The organism is Mesorhizobium sp. PL10 (genome assembly GCF_053714315.1).
This window is the reverse complement of record NZ_JBSKBR010000001.1, coordinates 366951-383824: the sequence shown is the minus strand read 5'-3', so window position 1 is coordinate 383824 and position 16874 is coordinate 366951. Positions and strand designations below refer to the sequence as shown.

The following is a 16874-nucleotide window of genomic DNA, read 5'->3' as shown; positions in this document are numbered from 1 at the left end:
CGAATAGATAAACGAATGTCTAAAAACTCCATTCCGATTCGACGTAGTCCGACGGGCTAGGCGCAATTGCTGCGACCGCGCCTCATGCTGTCGGAGGTATCGACCCAGAATCGATGAATGCGAAATATCGTTTTCATGGAGAGGCCATATGCCGCTATCGCGAGCTTTGTCGTCGACCAAATGACATTTAACTGCCCCGTCTGCGAAGAAGCTATCGAGAAGACAGGGGATGGTTTCAAGGCGCAAACTGTTCAGATGTGCGGCGAGGCCGGAACGACAATCACAGCTGCACTCAAGGGGTGTCCGACAGGAATGGATTTCGATTGGCAGAGCATCAACGCTTCAGGTTCGTTCGCCGAGCGTGACTACGTGACGAACAAGCTCCCAACGTGGATGCCCATTCTTGAACCGCTACGGAACACGCCGCTTTCGATTTTGGAAATTGGCTCCATGGAAGGCCGTTCCGCCCTCTTCTTTGCCAGCTATTTGCGAAAGGCCGTCATCACCTGTGTGGATCCCTTCCACAAACGGGAGAAAAGGTTCGACAACAATCTGCGGCGCCACGCCGATCGGATTACGAAGATTCGAGACTTCTCGCTGCCCGCGCTGATCAGGCTGCGCCAGGCAGCGGCGGAATTTGACCTGGTCTATATCGATGGCGGTCACGAGCGTGAAAGCGTCATGATGGATAGCGTCCTGGCATGGGGCATGCTCAAGCTTGGCGGCATGCTCATTTGGGACGACTACACCGACTACAAGGACGACAAGGCAAATTGGGAGCGTCCCACTTCCGCCGTCGATGGCTTCCTGGTCGCCTACGCGCAAGAGTTTGAAGAGATTTCGCGCACCAAACAGCTCATAGTAAAGAAGACTGCCGATACCCCGCGCTGCCCCGTAAGGGGAAAGATCGGCTCACGCCGCCTCAAGAACTTTGTGCAATCCATCCAGGGCTGGCTCTGAGAGCCTTGCGTCCGAAACCAACCTTTAGCCACGATCAGTCGGTGAGGCGCGCACGAAACAGCGAACAGCCGTCCGCCAAGCGCGACCTGGAGATATCCCGCAATCCAGCCTCGGTCATCCACGCCCGATACTGACCTTCAGTGTAGGATTCGCCTGCGCGGTAGAGGTTCAGGAAGGAGAGATTGAGAAAGACACCGTCAGGCGGGCCGAGGCGGTCGTCATCGACGACACCCCACCCCGCAATTGCGATCTCGCCTCCGGGCGTGAGGCAACGCGCCGCGTTCAGGATCGAATTGCGCGCCTGGTCTGGCGGAAGGACCTGGACGACAGCCTTCAGGATCGCCAGGTCGTGCCGGCCGATCGATGGCGCGACAGTTATGTCGCCTTCTTCGACAACCACATCGCCGGCACCGTATTCCGACAAGATGGCTGGCGCGACCGCTGCGACCGTCGGGAGTTCCATCAGCGTCGCCCCAATGTGCGGCCACCGCTCACGAAGTCCGACCAGAATGGTCCCGGCGCCGCCGCCGATGTCGATCACCGAACCGACCGTCGAGAGGTCCAGCTCGAGGGCCAGATTTCGGCCGAAAGTCACCCCGCCCGGTGCGAGCATGCGGCTGAAGGCCGCCGCGGATTCAGGGCTAGCTTCGGAAAAGTCGTGCAGCGCAGCCGGCCGGTTCTGCCGCAGCGAGTCTGCGGTCAAAAGATCGGCGCCCCAGAGCTCGCGCAGCAGCGCATGATCGCCGCCGCGATAGGTCGGCTTGGACGCGTCGAGGAACTCCGACGCTTCGGCTCCGTTGCGAAATTGACCATCCTCGACGTCGAGGAGAGCGATGCTGGCAAGCGCGTAGAGGAGCCGCGACAGACGATCGGGCTCGACCTTGAGCGCCGCCCCAAGGCTCTCGGCAGTCATCGCGCTGCCGCCGAGCCGGGTGAAGATGCCAAGGTCCAGCCCGGCACGAAGCGCCAGGGCGGGGGGCACCCCTGCGATCAGCCTGTCGATCCGCTCAGAATCCACCATGTCACATCCCGTTCCGCGATCCGGGACCGACTTTGAAACAGCTCGGCCAACCTCGTCAAATCAGTCCACCAGCGCACGCCCGCAGCGGCCCGGCAATACGTTGGAAATCCGGCCCTGACAATGATCGTGGTCGAGCATGATCGCCGGTCGAGGTTCGCTTGCATCGAACGCTACGCAGGCAAGGCCAGCAGCGCCAAGCCGGCCAGCGCCGAGCCGGCTAATGTCGGCAGCATGCCGATCTTCAGTCTCAGCATGGCGACCATGGCGGCTGCCGCCAGCAGCGCGGCGCGCCAGTCCAGCGACGACAGCACCGGCACCTCCATCCCGAGGCCGACACGGTGCACCGCGCTGAAAACGACATGCAGCGCGAACCACAGCGCAAGGTTCATCACCACGCCGACGACTGCCGCCGTGATCGCGCTCAGCGCGGCCGACAGCGCCTTGTTCTGCCGCAACTGCTCGATGTAGGGCGCGCCGAGGAATATCCAGAAGAAGCAGGGCGCGAAGGTGGCCCAGAGCGTCAGCAGCGACGCCAGCGCTCCGGCCAATAGCGGGCTGGCAAAGCCCGCATGGCGATAGGCAGCCGTGAAACCCACGAATTGCAGCACCAGGATTAGCGGCCCGGGCGTTGTCTCGGCTAGCCCGAGCCCGTCGACCATTTCTCCCGGCGAAAGCCAGCCGAACGAGGTGACCGCCGCCTGCGCGACATAGGCGAGGACCGCATAGGCGCCGCCGAAGGTGACGACGGCCATCAGGCTGAAGAAGCCGCCCAGCTGCGCCCACACGCTGGTCGGGCCGGCAAGCAGCGCGATCACTGCCACCGGGCCGAGCCAGATCGGCAGCCAGATGGCGATAGTGCGAACCGCATGCCATCTGGTCGGCAAGGTGTGGCCGAGTTCACCGCGTTCGAACATCAGGTCGACCACGCCGCGGCGGTCGGCGTCGGCGCTGCCCTTGCCATGCGCCGAGCCGGAAAACAGCCCCGGCGCAAAGCGGCTGCCGATCCAGCCGATGAGCCCTGCCGCAAGCACGATCAGTGGAAACGGCAGCTTGACGACATAGATGGCGAGGAAAGCCGCCACCGCGATCGCCACCATCGCTTGATTCTTGAGCGCCCGTTTGCCGATGCGGATCACCGCCTCGACAACAACGGCCAGCACCGCCGCCTTGACGCCGAAGAACAGCGCCTCGACGACCGGCGCGTCGTTGTAGAGCACGTAGAAGGTGCTGAGGCCCAACATGACCAGGGCGCCAGGCAGCACGAACAGAATCCCGGCGACGAGGCCGCCGGCGGTCCGGTGCAGCAGCCAGCCTATATAGATCGCCAGCTGCTGTGCCTCGGGACCAGGCAACAGCATGCAGTAATTGAGCGCATGCAGAAAGCGCTGCTCGCCGATCCAGCGCCGTTCCTCGACCAACTCCTTGTGCATCAGCGCGATCTGTCCGGCTGGCCCGCCGAAGGAGAGCAGGCCGATCTTCGCCCAGAGTTTTGTCGCCTCCCTGAAGGTCGGGGCGGCGGGCGCCTCGACGCCATGAGCCTTGTCGCCGGCGGCAAGAGCATTCATGTCGTTTTGCCCCCGCTCGGCCAGTTGTGGGTTTCGTCCGTGGCGTCGCGGCACCATCTGAAAAACGCATCATAGAGCAGCATACCGGCCTCGAGTTGTTCGAGATCGTCGCGGAACATGCGTGACAGGCCGAGCGATGCCGCGAGGAACCCGGCCGCCTGCGGTATGAGATCGAGGCGCGCCGTGTCGGCCGCACGCACGATCAAGGCAAGACGATCGAGCGCTTCGGACCGCAGCCCGAACTCCTCGATCATCGTGTCGAAGGTGCATCGATCGCCGCGATGGCTCCAGAACACATCGTCAATGTCGAAGGCAACCGCCGCGAAACGATCGGCGGCCGCCAGCACCTCGGCCGGCTCGACGAACAGGAACACCGCCGTGGGATCGACGAAGCGGCGGATCAGCCAGGGACAGGCGATGCGGTCGACCTTGGGGCGCGAACGCGTGATCCAGACCGTGCGGCCCTCGCCGTCGCGGGCCGGTATGGCGCTTGCCTTGACCAACGGGCCGCCGGCCGCGACCCAGGCCTCGAAGCCGCCTTCCAGCGATTCCGCTGCGATGCCCTCATGGCGCAGCCAGGCGACAACGCCTTGCGAGAGTTTCTGCCCCCTTTGACAGATGACCACGACCCGGGCCCCGGTGAATTCGCCCGCCCAGGTCGAAACAGTCTTGAAATCGCGCCGGCGCGAGGCCGGCAGTAGGCGCGGGTCGGCATCGTAATCGTCGTCGACGCGAACATCGATGAGTTCGGGCGCATCGGGCAGGCCGACGAGGCGGGAAAGCTGCTGTACGGTGATTGCGGTTGTTGACGGCATGGCGTCCACCTCCAGAGTGAGAGTTTGGACGCGATCGTTGGGCTGACGCCTCACGGGGTCATCGCGGTGAACCCCTTGTCACTATGCTGGATTGATCCATCGTGCTTGTCAATCCATTGGCCCGGCTGTTCGTTTCAACGTCCTCAGCGCGCAGAAATTTGCCAAACAGCGACGCCAACAAGAATGAGGCCGGCGATACCTTCGATGCTTCTGGATATTATGTCGAACAAGCGTGGCCGGCTGTCGAAAAAATGCACCAGCCGTTCTCGAAACAGGATCGACAGCACCGCCACGCAGGACAAGGTCAGCGCCACACCGGCCATCATGGTGGCCGCAAACAGAATGCCGGCAAGTGGAACGCCTCTGGATATCGCGAAGGTCATCACGAAAAGGGTCAGCGGGCATGGAATCAAGCCGGCCGTGATCCCAACGGCTTCGCCCTCATGCTTGTGATGGTGGCCGTGGCTCAATGCGCGCCACAGCATCCAGACGCCAATCAGGCCAAGCAAACCACGGCTGACGTCTTCCAGCAAAGGCGCTCGGCCAACGCTTCCCAAGGCAATCGATACCAGCGGTAACGAGAACGCCGCAATCAGCACCGCGATCGTCACATGCGTGAAGGAGAGCGTCAGCGACACTAGAAGGCCGCGCGAAACCTTCGCGTCCGAACCGGCCAGATACGTGGCCAGGACGGCTTTGCTATGTCCCGGCGTCAGGGCATGTGCCGCGCCAAAAAGCACGCCCATCGGCAGAAAGGCAAGGAATGCGAGCCAGCCACCGCCGGCTGAGAGCAGCTTTATCTGATCGGCGAGCGCCAGGTAGATGGTGCGCTGGAATTCAACGAGCGTCTGGAGCATCAGCCTAGACTAGCAGAAGCGGGTGGTTTTCTGCCTGCGTCAGTGTTGGTGGTCGTGGTGTTCGCCATGATTGTGGTCGTGAGGGTGTGGATGCTCGTGCGCGCCATGTTCGCTCGAAAACCGGATGTTGGCAGTCGCGAGCGCGGGCATGTGTTCGAACAGTTCATTCTCCAGTGCTGCCGCGATCTTGTTCGCTTCTGCGAGCGGCAACGTTTCGTCCGCAGCGATGGCGATGTCGGCGTGCAATTTGTGGCCAATCCAGCGGGCCTTGGCATCGACGATGTGAGCACCCGGCACATGCTGGCCGGCATGATGGATTTCGGCCATTACACCCGGCTCGACACCGTCGAGCATACGAGTGAGCACCGAGCGCGCCGATTGCCAGACGATACCGAAAATGGCGGCCGTGATGAGGAGCCCGATGATCGGGTCGGCCAGCGGAAATCCGAGCCAGACGCCGATAGCGCCAATGACCACGGCAAGGCTGGTGAGCCCGTCGGTGCGGGCATGGTAGCCGTCAGCGACGAGCGCCGCACTGTTGATTTCCCTGCCGACGCGGATGCGAAACACCGCGACGGCCTCATTGCCGAGGAAGCCGACGACGCCCGCCGCCGCCAGCCAACCGAGATGCGTCACTGCCTGCGGATGGATAAGGCGCTCGATAGCCTGGTACCCGGCGACGATGGCGCTGAACAGAATGACCAGGACGATGACGATACCGGCGAGGTCTTCAACCCGACCGAGCCCGTAGGTGAAGGTTGACGACGGCTTGCGCCTCGCCAGCATAAAGGCGACCCACAAGGGGATGGCAGTGGTTGCGTCTCCAATATTGTGAATGGTGTCGGCAAGAAGGGCCACGCTGCCCGAGAGAACCACGACGGCCATCTGCATTGCCGCCGTGACCGTCAGGATGACAAAGGACCATTTTATGGCCCGGATGCCCCGATCGGTCGTCGCGATGGTCGCATCGATGACGCCGTGTGTATGGCCATGCGGGCCGTGGTGGTCGTGATCGTGGCCGGCATGGCCGTGCGAACCGAAGCCGAACCAGTCGAGGGTACGCCTGCCGAGATCGCTCATAGATACTTGGCCAACTGCTTGAGTTCCGCCAGCGAGTCGTGCGCTCCGCCCTCGGCGGTGTCGGCCAGGCAATGTTCGATATGATCGTGGATCAGTTCCCGCTTGGCGCTGCCTATGGCGCTTTCCACGGCATGGAGTTGCTGTGCGAGGTCAACGCAGGAACGATGAGCCTCGAACATGGAAAGCACTGCGGCAAGGTGGCCTTGCGCGCGCTTGAGACGCTTTACGATGGCGGGGTGAGAGGCATGGATCGTGCTGGACATGCCCAATCCGGTATCCTCCCCTGGGGGATACTGTCAAGTTGCCTACTGCGCCGTCCAGCCGCCGTCCATCGGCAAGGTCGTGCCGGTGATCTGCCTGGCCGAATCCGAGCACAGGAACAGCGTCAGCGCGGCAAGCTCCTCGACGGTGACAAATTCCTTTGTCGGCTGCGCTGCCAGGAGCACGTCGTGCTTGACCTGCGCCTCGGTCATGCCGCGCGCCTTCATCGTGTCGGGAATCTGCTTTTCGACCAGCGGCGTCCAGACATAGCCGGGCGCGATGGCGTTGACCGTGATGCCATCCTGGGCAACTTCCAGCGCAACGGTCTTGGTGAGACCCGCTATGCCGTGTTTGGCCGAGACATAAGCCGATTTGAACGGCGAGGCGACCAGCGCATGCGCCGACGCGGTGTTGATGATGCGCCCCCATTTGCGCGCTTTCATGCCCGGCACCACCGCCTTGATCGCATAGAAGGCGGCCAACAGATTGATGCGGATGATGGCTTCCCATTTGTCGTCGGGAAACTCCTCGATCGGCGCGACATGCTGTATCCCGGCATTGTTGACCAGAATGTCGAGGCTGCCGAAGGCAGCTTCAGCCTCGTGGACCATGGCGGTCACCGCCGCGCCGTCCATCATGTTGGCAGCGGAATAGCGGCACTTGACGCCGAAATCCTTCTCGATGCCGGCGCGCTCCTGCTCGATCGCGGCGGCGTCGCCGAGGCCGTTGATGGTGACGTTGGCGCCTTCGGCGGCAAAGGCGCGGGCGATGGCCAGGCCGATGCCGCTGGTCGAGCCGGTGACGAGCGCATTCTTCGAAGACAGGGAACCCATGGGAGATCTCGCGACTGTTGGGAGGGACTACAAAGGCACATAGTTTGTGCGCCGCAACATGACAATGCCATAGCCATATGTCGGCCCTGTTACGGCACTGCGACGGGCTTTGCCCAGTCAGCGGAGCGCCGTCGCGGGGCCGACACGGCAGTGTCATGGTGCCGTGCAACATAATCGGTTGCGCGTTCGCGCGGGTCTTTCTGAACCAACCGGGGCAACACCATGGAAATCGCCGACGTTGTGAAGCGCGCCTATGCCATGCCGCTGACCAACCCTTCTTTCCCGCCCGGCCCGTACCGTTTCTTCGATCGCGAATACGTCATCATCACCTACCGCACGACGCGCGAGGCGCTCGAAGCCGTGGTGCCGGCGCCGCTGGAGATCGACGATCCGCTGGTCAAATACGAATTCATCCGCATGCCTGACTCCACCGGCTTCGGCGACTACACCGAGACCGGCCAGGTCATCCCTGTCCGCTACAAGGGTCAACATGGCGGCTACGTCCATTCCATGTATCTCGACGACGATGCGCCGATCGCCGGCGGCCGCGAGCTGTGGGGTTTTCCGAAGAAGCTCGCCAGCCCCAAGATCGTGCATGAGGGCGAAGTCGTCGTCGGCACCCTGCACTATGGCAGCGTTCTCTGCGCCACCGGCACGATGGGCTACAAGCACAGGGAAGCCGATCACGACCAGGTGCTTGCCGCGCTTGCTGCGCCCAACTTCCTGATCAAGATCATCCCGCATGTCGACGGAACCCCGCGCATCTGCGAACTTGTGCGCTATTACCTCACCGACATTACGCTGAAGGAAGCCTGGACGGCGCCGGCCGCGCTCGATCTTCGCCCGCACGTCATGGCCGATGTGGCGAAATTGCCGGTGCTCGACATCGTCTCGGCCGTGCACTTCAGAGCCGATCTGACGCTTGGCCTCGGCGAAGTCGTTCATGATTACCTCGCCGACCAGAGCCAACGTGCTGCCGGCGCGACCAGACTGGAGAAAGTCAGTGCTTGAGCGTAACCGCAGCAAGGCGGCTGCCGCCACGATCGCGGAAATCACCGCGCAATACGATCGCATCGCCCTGGTGTTCCAGGGCGGCGGCGCGCTCGGCGCCTATCAGGCCGGCGTCTATCAGGCGCTTGCCGATGCCGGTTGCGAGCCGACCTGGCTGTCCGGCGTCTCGATCGGCGCCATCAATGCCGCGATCATTGCCGGTAACGAGCCGAGCCGCCGGCTGCAGCGGCTGGAACAGTTCTGGCAGACGGTCTCGGGCCGCAAGATCTGGGCTTATACGCCCGAAGGTGACATCTACCGCGATATCCGCAACCAGACATCATCATTCATGACGATGGCGATGGGCCAGCCCGGCTTCTTCAAGCCGCGCTCGCCCAACCCCTGGCTTCAGTTGTCGGGCGCGGAAGGCGCTACCAGCTTCTATGACACCGCCGAGCTCAAGGACACGCTAGAGAGCCTGATCGACTTCGATGTGCTGAATGATGGCAAGAAGCGGCTGAGCGTCGGCGCCGTCAATGTCAGGACCGGCAATTTCGTCTATTTCGACACCGAGAAGGTGCGCATCGAGCCGGAGCACATCATGGCCAGCGGCGCGCTGCCGCCGGCCTTCCCGTCGATCCGCATCGAGGGCGAATATTATTGGGACGGCGGCATCGTCTCCAACACGCCGCTGCAATATCTGCTCGACCAGGAAGAGGACCGCTCCTCGCTGGTGTTCCAGGTCGACCTGTTCAGTGCCCGCGGCGTGCTGCCGCGCGGCATGGCCGACGTGGTGTCGCGCCACAAGGACATCATGTATTCCAGCCGTACACGCCAGAACACCGACAATTTCCAGCGCATCCATGCGCTGAAGATGAAGTTGCTCGATGCGCTGAAGCGCGTGCCGCCGGAGCAGCTGAAGGACGGCGAGATGGAACTGATCCAGGACTATTCGGACGCCGGCGTGGTCAACATCGTCCACCTCATTTACCAGCACAAAGGCTATGAGGGGCACGCCAAGGATTACGAGTTCTCCGGCACGTCGATGCGCGAGCACTGGGAGATGGGCCTGGAGGATACGGAACGCACGCTGCGCCACAAGAAGTGGCTGATGCTGCCGACCAATGCCGACGGCGTCACCATCCACGACCTGCACCGCGAGGATCCGACCTGAGGCGCGGTAGAAGGACAATTCGACGGCGTCTTTCCATTGTAGGAAACCACTGCGGTCGAGTTCCTTCACACACCCCTCTGTCCTGCCGGACATCTCCCCGCAAGGGGGGATCAGATATCGCCACCGCTTTCGCCAATCACCAACGTTACAAAAAGAGAGCGGCCGGCGGAGCTGCTAATCTCCCTCCTTGCGGGGGAGATGGCCGGCAGGCCAGAGGGGGGTGCTGTCCCTCCAGCGCTTCAAAATATCTTCTTAGATCATCACTAAACAAAAAGGCAGCGCTGGTCACCCGGCGCTGCCTTTTTGTTTGGAAGCCCTGCGCTCCGCTCAGAACACCTGGCGGAAGATGATGAACAGCACGAAGGCGAGCGTGATCGAGCACGGCAGCGTGAGCACCCAGGCCAGCAACAGGTTGCGCACCGTCGCCCACTGCAATCCCGAGCCATTCGCGGCCATGGTTCCGGCAACGCCCGAGGACAGCACATGGGTGGTCGACACCGGCAGGCCGAAACGGTCGGCCATGCCGATGGTGATCATGGCAACGAGTTCGGCGGCGGCACCCTGGCCGTAGGTCAGGTGGCTCTTGCCGATCTTCTCGCCGACGGTGACGACGATGCGTTTCCAGCCGACCATGGTGCCGAGGCCTAGCGCCAGCGCGACCGCGATCTTGACCCAGAGCGGGATGAACTTCGTCGCGTTGTCGACGGCCTTGTGATAATCGGTGACCGCCTTCAGGTCGGCGACTTCCATCGGCAGAAGCTTCTTCTTGTCGATCAGCTTCAGCGCCTCACCGATCAGATAGATGTCGTTGCGGGCGTTGCTGACCAGGTCAGTCGGCACATTGTTGACCGAAGCGTAGGGCTGCAGCGAAGCCGTGGTGTCGTGGATGTATGTCTGCAGCGCCACCGTCGTCTGGTCGCTCCACGTCTTGGTGCGCACCGCATCCTGCACCGCCGCCTTGGCGTCGGGGACAGTGACGCCCGGCTTGATGTAATTGCCCAAGGCCGTCTCGACGCCGACCGAGGCCGCCTTGTAGGCCTCGAGATAGTTGATGTCGGGTGTGCGGTTAAGCGCATAGGCCGTCGGCACGACGCCGATCAGGATCAGCATGATCAGGCCCATGCCTTTCTGGCCGTCATTGGAGCCGTGCGCAAAGCTGACGCCGGTGCAGGTGAAGATCAGCAGGCCGCGGATCCACCATGGCGGCGGCGTATTGCCCTTCGGCGCTTCATAGAGCGCCGGATTACGGACCAGCAGCTTCATCACATAGAGCAGGATGGCGGCGGCGAAGAAGCCGATGATCGGCGAGACCAGCAAGGTGATGCCGACATTGGTCGCCTGACCCCAATCGACGCCGCTGGTGGCGCTGCCGGCCGGCGCCATGAACTGATTGGCGAGGCCGACGCCGATGATCGAGCCGACCATCGTGTGCGAGCTGGACGCCGGCAGACCGAGGAACCAGGTGCCGAGGTTCCACAGGATCGCCGCGACGAGCAGCGCGAACACCATGGCGAAACCCGAGGAAGAACCAACCTGAAGGATGAGCTCGACCGGCAGCAGCGACAGGATGCCGAACGCAACCGCGCCGCTCGAGGTCAAAACGCCAAGGAAGTTAAAGACACCCGACCACATGACGGCAAATTCGGCCGGCATGGAACGCGTGTAGATGACGGTTGCCACCGCATTGGCGGTGTCGTGGAAGCCGTTGACGAACTCGAAGCCAAGCGCAATCAGCAAGGCAATGCCAAGCAGGATCCACGGCACGGTCTTGGCCACCGCCAGATCCTGGCTGAGCGCGTAGCCGACATAGATGACACCGACCAGCACCAGCACGCCGAAGGCCGGCAGGAACCACTTCGCACCGCCCGTTTGATTGAGCGGATGGTCCGGTCTTGGAATCCCCGCTTCGCTAGAAACAACGTCCACCATTGTCCCACTCCGTTTTGCACTGCAGCAAAGAACTGGCAATGACGCTATGGATGGTCGATGAAGCTGGTGTGACGGCTATGGTCTTTTTGATCGCGCAAGCAGGCTAGCGGTGCCAGCTCTTTTTCGATGCCGCACCAGCGGCCACGATGCCCTGACTTATCCCGCAATCTCGAGCAGCGCCGATACGAGCAAGCGGCGTTCGTCGGCGGAAAGTACGTCGGAATCGAAGAGGTTCATGCTGCGCAGCCCCTCGATGGCCAGAAAGCAGACCAGCAGCGCCTTGAGGTCCGGCGTCTCGCTCTTCAGCCGCTGCAGAAGCTGCGACTTGAAGGCTTTTATCGGCGTCAGGAAATCCGGATCCTCGGCGATCGCCGAAAACATCCACTGGGCCGACGGCTTCGGCTCCTCGCAATCGTCAGCCGAGAGCCGGATATAGGTGGCAAGCAGGCTCTCGCCGCTGGTGCCGGCGACGCGGCCCGATTCCAACGCCAGCTCGAAGGCCCGCAGGTAATTCTCCACCAGGCCCTGCATCAATTTGGCCTTGGTCGGAAAATTGTAGAGCAGCCCGCCTTTCGACACGCCGGCGCGGCTGGCGACAGCCTCCAGCGACAGGCTGCCCGGGCCGGCTTCTCGTGCTACATCTGCGGCGGCGGCAAGAATCTTGTCGCGCGAATTTGCCCTGCGAACTGCCATCACTCCACCCCCTACATTAGCCTAGGCGGAATTGACAAGACCGTCCAGACGGTACAGTAAGTTCGCCGTCATTTGTAATCGGGACTGCCGTCGATAAGCGTCCCGCTATTCGGCTATTTTGCCGGACACCCGGCCGAGGGACAGTTCGTGAAGCGCATCATCTCCATCATCGTAATTCTGCTGCTGCTCGCTCTGGTGTGTGTCGGAATTGTCGGCTTCAACCTGTTCCGCGACAGCGCTATCAAACAGTATTTCGCCACCATGAAGCCGCCGGCGGCGACGGTGTCGACGGTTGTGGTCAAGCCTTCCGACTGGACGCCGGGCGTCGAGGCGATCGGCACGGTGCGCGCCGTGCGCGGCGTCGACCTTACCGTCGAGACCAGCGGCATCGTCAAGGATATCCTTTTCCATGCCAACCAGAAGGTGCCTGTCGATTCTGTCCTGCTGCAGCTCGACGACGCCGTCGAACGTGCCGATCTCGTGGCGGCCAACGCGCAATCCGTGTCCGACAAGACGGCGCTTGAGCGCGCGCTGGAATTGCAGCGGCGCGGCGTCGGCACGGATGCCACGCTCGACACCGCGCAGGCCGCTGCATCGGCCTCCGCCGCGCAGGTCAACAAGCTGCAGGCCGTGCTCGACCAGAAGCAGTTGACGGCGCCGTTCGCCGGCACCGTCGGCATCCCCAAGATCGACCTCGGCCAATATCTCTCGCCCGGCAACGCGGTGGTGACCTTGCAGGATCTGGACACCATGCGGGTCGATTTCTCGGTGCCCGAACAGCAGCTGCCGTTGCTCAAGATCGGCCAGACGGTGCGGCTCGGCCTCGGCGGCAGCGGCGGCGGCGCCGATATGCCGTTTGCTGGTACCATTCGCGGCATCGACCCCAAGATCGATGCTTCAAGCCGGCTGGTGTCGGTCCGGGGTGAGGTCGCCAACCCTGACGGCAAGCTGACGCCCGGCCAGTTCGTCCAGGTTCGCGTCGAGCTGCCGCAGGAGAAAAATATACTGTCCTTGCCGCAGACGGCATTGACGTCGAGCCTCTATGGCGACTTCGTCTTCGTGGTCGTTCCGGCAAAGCCCGAAGATGGCGGCGCTGCTGCGCCGGCCAAGGTCGAGGACCAGAAACCGGCCGCCGAGAAGCCGGCCGACGATACCGCAAAGCCGCAGGCCGATGCAGCCAAGCCCGCCGCCGACGCGGCGAAGCCCACGGACAAGGCAGCCGACAAGAACGCTGCCGACGCCGGCAAACCCGCCTCTGAAGAGGAGAAGCCGGCGCTTGTCCTGTCGCAGGTGTTCGTGAAGCCCGGCCGCCGCAACGATGGCATGGTCGAGATCGTGGAAGGCATCAAGGCTGGTGACGAGGTCGTCACGGCCGGCCAGAACCGTCTCTTCAACGGCATGTCCGTTGCTGTCGACAACACCATAGACCCCAGCAAGTCGGCGAACCAGCAGGCTCAGCAATGAACTTTTCCGACATCTTCATTCGCCGGCCGGTTCTCTCCACCGTCCTCGCCTGCATGATCCTGCTCCTGGGCTTCCAGGGCATCTTCAACCTGTCGATCCGGCAATATCCCAAGGTCGATGAGACGGCGATCACCATCACGACCGCCTACCCCGGCGCCAGCGCCGACCTCATCCAGGGCTTCATCTCCGCCCCGATCGCACGTGCCGTCGCATCGACCGAGAACATCGACTACGTCACCTCGTCCAGCCGGCCGTCTTCGAGCACCGTGGTCGTCCAGATGAAGCTCGGCTCGAACCCCGATGTCGCGCTGACCGAGGTGCTGTCGAAGGTGCAGGGCGTGCGCGGCACCTTGCCCGACGCCTCGAAGGACCCGGTCATCGTCAAGGGCACCGGTCAAGAGTTCGCGATGATGTACATCTCGATGCAGAATCCGAACATGACGAAGGAGCAGCTCACCGAATATATCGAGCGGGTCGTACGGCCGCGGATGTCGACGGTGGAAGGCGTCGCCGACGTGCAGATCTTCGGCGCCGAGGAATATTCGATGCGCGTCTGGATCGACCCGGTCAAGCTTGCCGCGCGCGGCGTCACCGCGGCCGAAGTGCTGACCGCGATCAACAACTCCAACTTCCTGTCGGCGCCTGGCAACACGGAGAACGAATATGTCGTGTCCTCGATCACCGTTCGCTCGACGATACAGACACCGGAAGCCTTCGCCGAGCTTCCGCTGCGTTCGACCGACGGTCAGGTCGTGCGGCTGCGCGACGTCGCGCGCGTCGAACTCGCAGCCGAGAGCACCGACACAAGGGTGAGCTTCAACGGCAAGCCCGGCACCTTCCTAGCCATTTTCCCGACGCCTGCGGCCAACCCGCTGACGACGGCGGAGGCAATCCACAAGATCGTGCCTTTGATTCAAGACACGCTGCCGAAAGGCATGACCATCGAGATCGTCTACGATTCGACCGAGCAGATCAGCGCCTCGATCGACGAGGTGTTCAAGACCATCGCCGAAGCCGTCGCCATCGTCGTCGTGGTCATCCTGTTGTTCCTCGGCTCGTTCCGCTCCGTGATGATGCCGATCGTGACCATCCCGCTGTCGCTGATCGGCGTCTGCTTCCTTTTGTTTGCTGTGGGATATTCGATCAACCTTTTGTCGTTGCTGGCCATGGTGCTGGCCATCGGCCTTGTCGTCGACGACGCCATCGTGGTGGTGGAGAATATCCATCGCCACATGGAGGAAGACCACATGTCGCCGATGCAGGCGGCCTTCAACGGCATGCGCGAGATTTTCTCCGCCATCGTGGCCATGACCATCACCCTCGCCGCAGTGTTCGCGCCGCTGGCCTTCACCGGCGGCCTGACCGGCGCGCTCTTCCGCGAGTTCGCGGTGACGCTTGCCGGCTCGGTGGTGCTGTCCGGCCTCATCGCCGTCACCATCACGCCGATGATGGCGGCGCGTCTCCTCAAAGCAGGAACGCACAGCCGCTTCCAGCGCATCGTCGACGGCACCTTCAGCCGTGTCGAGCATGTCTATGAGCGTGCGGTCACCGCCTCATTGAGAAATCGGCCGGTTACACTGCTGATGGTCGTGGCGCTGGTTGCGCTCACCGGCTTCATGTTCACCAAGACTTCGAGCGAACTGGCGCCGGAAGAGGATCAGGGCTTCCTGCTGTCGATCGTAACCGCGCCGCGCTATGCGACCTCGGACTACACCGAGACCTACGTCAACCAGATCCTCGGCCTGGTGAAGGACATTCCCGAAACCAGGGCGCAATTCTCCGCCGTTGCCTTTGGCGGCGCGACCAACGGCGCTTTTGTCGGCTTCGCCTTCAAGGATTGGGCCGAGCGCCAGCGCAATTCGAAGGAGCTTCAGGCAGACATCCAGGGACGCCTTGCCAAGGTCGCCGGCGTCGAGGCCTTCGTCTTCGCGCCGCCCACCCTGCCCGGCTCGGGCGGCGGCCTGCCGATCTCCATGGTGGTGCGCTCGACCGGCGGTTCGGCCGAGGTCTACGAGGCGGCCGAGCAGATCAAGAACAAGGCGCAGGCCTCCGGTCGCTTCATCGTCGTGCAGAATTCGATGTCCTACGACGCGCCGCAGGTGACCGTGACCATCGACCGCGACCGTGCCGCCGCCCTCAACCTGCCGATCGCCGACATCGGCCAGACGCTGACGCTGCTGGTCGGCGGCGCCGAAGTGGCGCAGTTCGACCGCGACTCCAACAGCTACGACATCATCCCGCAGGTGCCGCAGGAATTCCGCGACAACCCCGAGAAGCTCGGCGAATATTTCGTGCGCAGCGTGACCGGTGAGATGGTGCCGCTTTCGGCGGTGGTGAAGATCTCGACCAACGCCTCGCCGGCCGCGATCGAGCAGTTCAACCAGCTGAACTCGGCGACGATATCAGCGCTGCCGCTTCCCGGCGTGACCACGGGCGACGGGCTGCAGACCCTGGAGAACCTTGCCAAGGAGAGCCTGCCCGACACCTTCTTCATCGACTACTCCGGCCAGTCCCGGCAGGAGAAGGAGCAGGGCAACACGATCCTGATCGCTTTCGCGGCCGCCGTCATCGTCATCTACCTGGTGCTGGCGGCGCAGTTCGAAAGCTTCCGCGACCCACTGATCATCATGATGGCTGTGCCGCTGTCGATCTTCGGCGCCATCGTGCCGCTCAATCTGGGACTTGGAACGCTCAACATCTACACGCAGGTCGGGCTGATCACACTGATCGGCCTGATCACCAAGCACGGCATTCTTCTGGTCGAGTTCGCCAACCAGCAGCGCGAGGTGCATGGCATGCGGCGACGCGATGCGATCGTCGCCTCGGCCAAGGTGCGCTTGCGGCCGATCCTGATGACCACCGCGGCGATGGCGCTCGGCGTCGTACCGTTGATCGTGTCCAGCGGCGCGGGTGCGGCGGCACGCTATTCGATGGGCCTGGTGATCTTCACCGGCATCCTGGTCGGAACCATGTTCACCCTGTTCGTGGTGCCGATGTTCTACACTTTCATCGCCAGCAAGGACCTGCCGCACCACGCCGAAAAACCCGACCCGAAGCTGATGCCGGTCCCTGTGGACTAAGCGATCGGTGGACTGCCAAGTGCAAAAGAAAAAGAGGCCGGAAAATTCCGACCTCTTTCTTTGACTGGATTGATTACTGCAAAGCTCCTGCTGGAGCTTCAGGGAGCCTGCAGTGAAGCGCGGCGTTGGCTAGACTTCACAACTGCTCCAAC

General features: G+C 62.7%; 14 protein-coding genes. 5 read left to right on the top strand and 9 right to left on the bottom strand.

The genetic code is table 11. The annotated features are described in order from the left end of the window. Positions 1-117 precede the first annotated feature (117 nt). On the top strand, positions 118-960 hold the full coding sequence (locus ACWGTO_RS01925; RefSeq protein WP_454573179.1) for a class I SAM-dependent methyltransferase: 843 nt from the start codon (positions 118-120) through the stop codon (positions 958-960). Between the two features lie 34 nt (positions 961-994). Here ACWGTO_RS01925 and ACWGTO_RS01920 read toward each other — a convergent pair whose 3' ends face one another. The 7 genes from ACWGTO_RS01920 to ACWGTO_RS01890 all read right to left on the bottom strand — a co-directional run bounded on the left by ACWGTO_RS01920 (position 995) and on the right by ACWGTO_RS01890 (position 7392). Further along, on the bottom strand, positions 995-1981 hold the full coding sequence (locus ACWGTO_RS01920) for a methyltransferase (protein WP_454573178.1): 987 nt from the start codon (positions 1979-1981) through the stop codon (positions 995-997). Positions 1982-2151: 170 nt separating this feature from the next. Continuing rightward, complete coding sequence (gene chrA / locus ACWGTO_RS01915; protein WP_454573177.1) at positions 2152-3546, bottom strand: chromate efflux transporter; 1395 nt, start codon at positions 3544-3546, stop codon at positions 2152-2154. Then, positions 3543-4361 carry a chromate resistance protein ChrB domain-containing protein gene (locus tag ACWGTO_RS01910; RefSeq protein ID WP_454573176.1) on the bottom strand — a complete coding sequence of 273 codons (819 nt, stop codon included), beginning with the start codon at positions 4359-4361 and terminating at the stop codon, positions 3543-3545. The genes chrA and ACWGTO_RS01910 overlap by 4 nt, the downstream gene beginning before the upstream one ends. 143 nt (positions 4362-4504) lie before the next feature. After that, on the bottom strand, positions 4505-5218 hold the full coding sequence (locus ACWGTO_RS01905; RefSeq protein ID WP_454573175.1) for a HoxN/HupN/NixA family nickel/cobalt transporter: 714 nt from the start codon (positions 5216-5218) through the stop codon (positions 4505-4507). A 39-nt stretch (positions 5219-5257) separates the two neighbouring features. Then, entirely contained in the window at positions 5258-6298 is a 1041-nt protein-coding gene (locus ACWGTO_RS01900) for a cation diffusion facilitator family transporter (RefSeq protein ID WP_454573174.1), read from the bottom strand. Continuing rightward, complete coding sequence (locus tag ACWGTO_RS01895; protein WP_454573173.1) at positions 6295-6561, bottom strand: metal-sensing transcriptional repressor; 267 nt, start codon at positions 6559-6561, stop codon at positions 6295-6297. The genes ACWGTO_RS01900 and ACWGTO_RS01895 overlap by 4 nt, the downstream gene beginning before the upstream one ends. Positions 6562-6603: 42 nt before the next feature. Next, the gene (locus ACWGTO_RS01890; protein ID WP_454573172.1) at positions 6604-7392 is read right to left on the bottom strand and encodes a 3-hydroxybutyrate dehydrogenase; all 789 of its coding nucleotides are present in this window, start codon (positions 7390-7392) and stop codon (positions 6604-6606) included. Positions 7393-7614: 222 nt separating this feature from the next. Here ACWGTO_RS01890 and ACWGTO_RS01885 point away from each other — a divergent pair, with 222 nt between their 5' ends. Both ACWGTO_RS01885 and ACWGTO_RS01880 read left to right on the top strand, forming a co-directional pair. Continuing rightward, on the top strand, positions 7615-8403 hold the full coding sequence (locus ACWGTO_RS01885) for an acetoacetate decarboxylase (RefSeq protein WP_454573171.1): 789 nt from the start codon (positions 7615-7617) through the stop codon (positions 8401-8403). Continuing rightward, on the top strand, positions 8396-9556 hold the full coding sequence (locus tag ACWGTO_RS01880; protein WP_454573170.1) for a patatin-like phospholipase family protein: 1161 nt from the start codon (positions 8396-8398) through the stop codon (positions 9554-9556). Before ACWGTO_RS01885 ends, ACWGTO_RS01880 begins: the two co-directional genes overlap by 8 nt. Positions 9557-9883: 327 nt before the next feature. Here the strand turns inward: ACWGTO_RS01880 and ACWGTO_RS01875 are convergent, their stop codons facing one another. Continuing rightward, on the bottom strand, positions 9884-11485 hold the full coding sequence (locus ACWGTO_RS01875; protein ID WP_454573169.1) for an inorganic phosphate transporter: 1602 nt from the start codon (positions 11483-11485) through the stop codon (positions 9884-9886). Positions 11486-11641: 156 nt separating this feature from the next. Continuing rightward, entirely contained in the window at positions 11642-12178 is a 537-nt protein-coding gene (locus ACWGTO_RS01870) for a TetR family transcriptional regulator (RefSeq protein ID WP_454573168.1), read from the bottom strand. A gap of 147 nt (positions 12179-12325) precedes the next feature. Between ACWGTO_RS01870 and ACWGTO_RS01865 the strand changes: the two genes are divergently transcribed. Both ACWGTO_RS01865 and ACWGTO_RS01860 read left to right on the top strand, forming a co-directional pair. Further along, positions 12326-13642 carry an efflux RND transporter periplasmic adaptor subunit gene (locus ACWGTO_RS01865; RefSeq protein ID WP_454573167.1) on the top strand — a complete coding sequence of 439 codons (1317 nt, stop codon included), beginning with the start codon at positions 12326-12328 and terminating at the stop codon, positions 13640-13642. Continuing rightward, positions 13639-16722, top strand: coding sequence for an efflux RND transporter permease subunit (locus ACWGTO_RS01860; protein ID WP_454573166.1), 3084 nt, complete (start codon positions 13639-13641; stop codon positions 16720-16722). The genes ACWGTO_RS01865 and ACWGTO_RS01860 overlap by 4 nt, the downstream gene beginning before the upstream one ends. Positions 16723-16874: the final 152 nt, after the last annotated feature.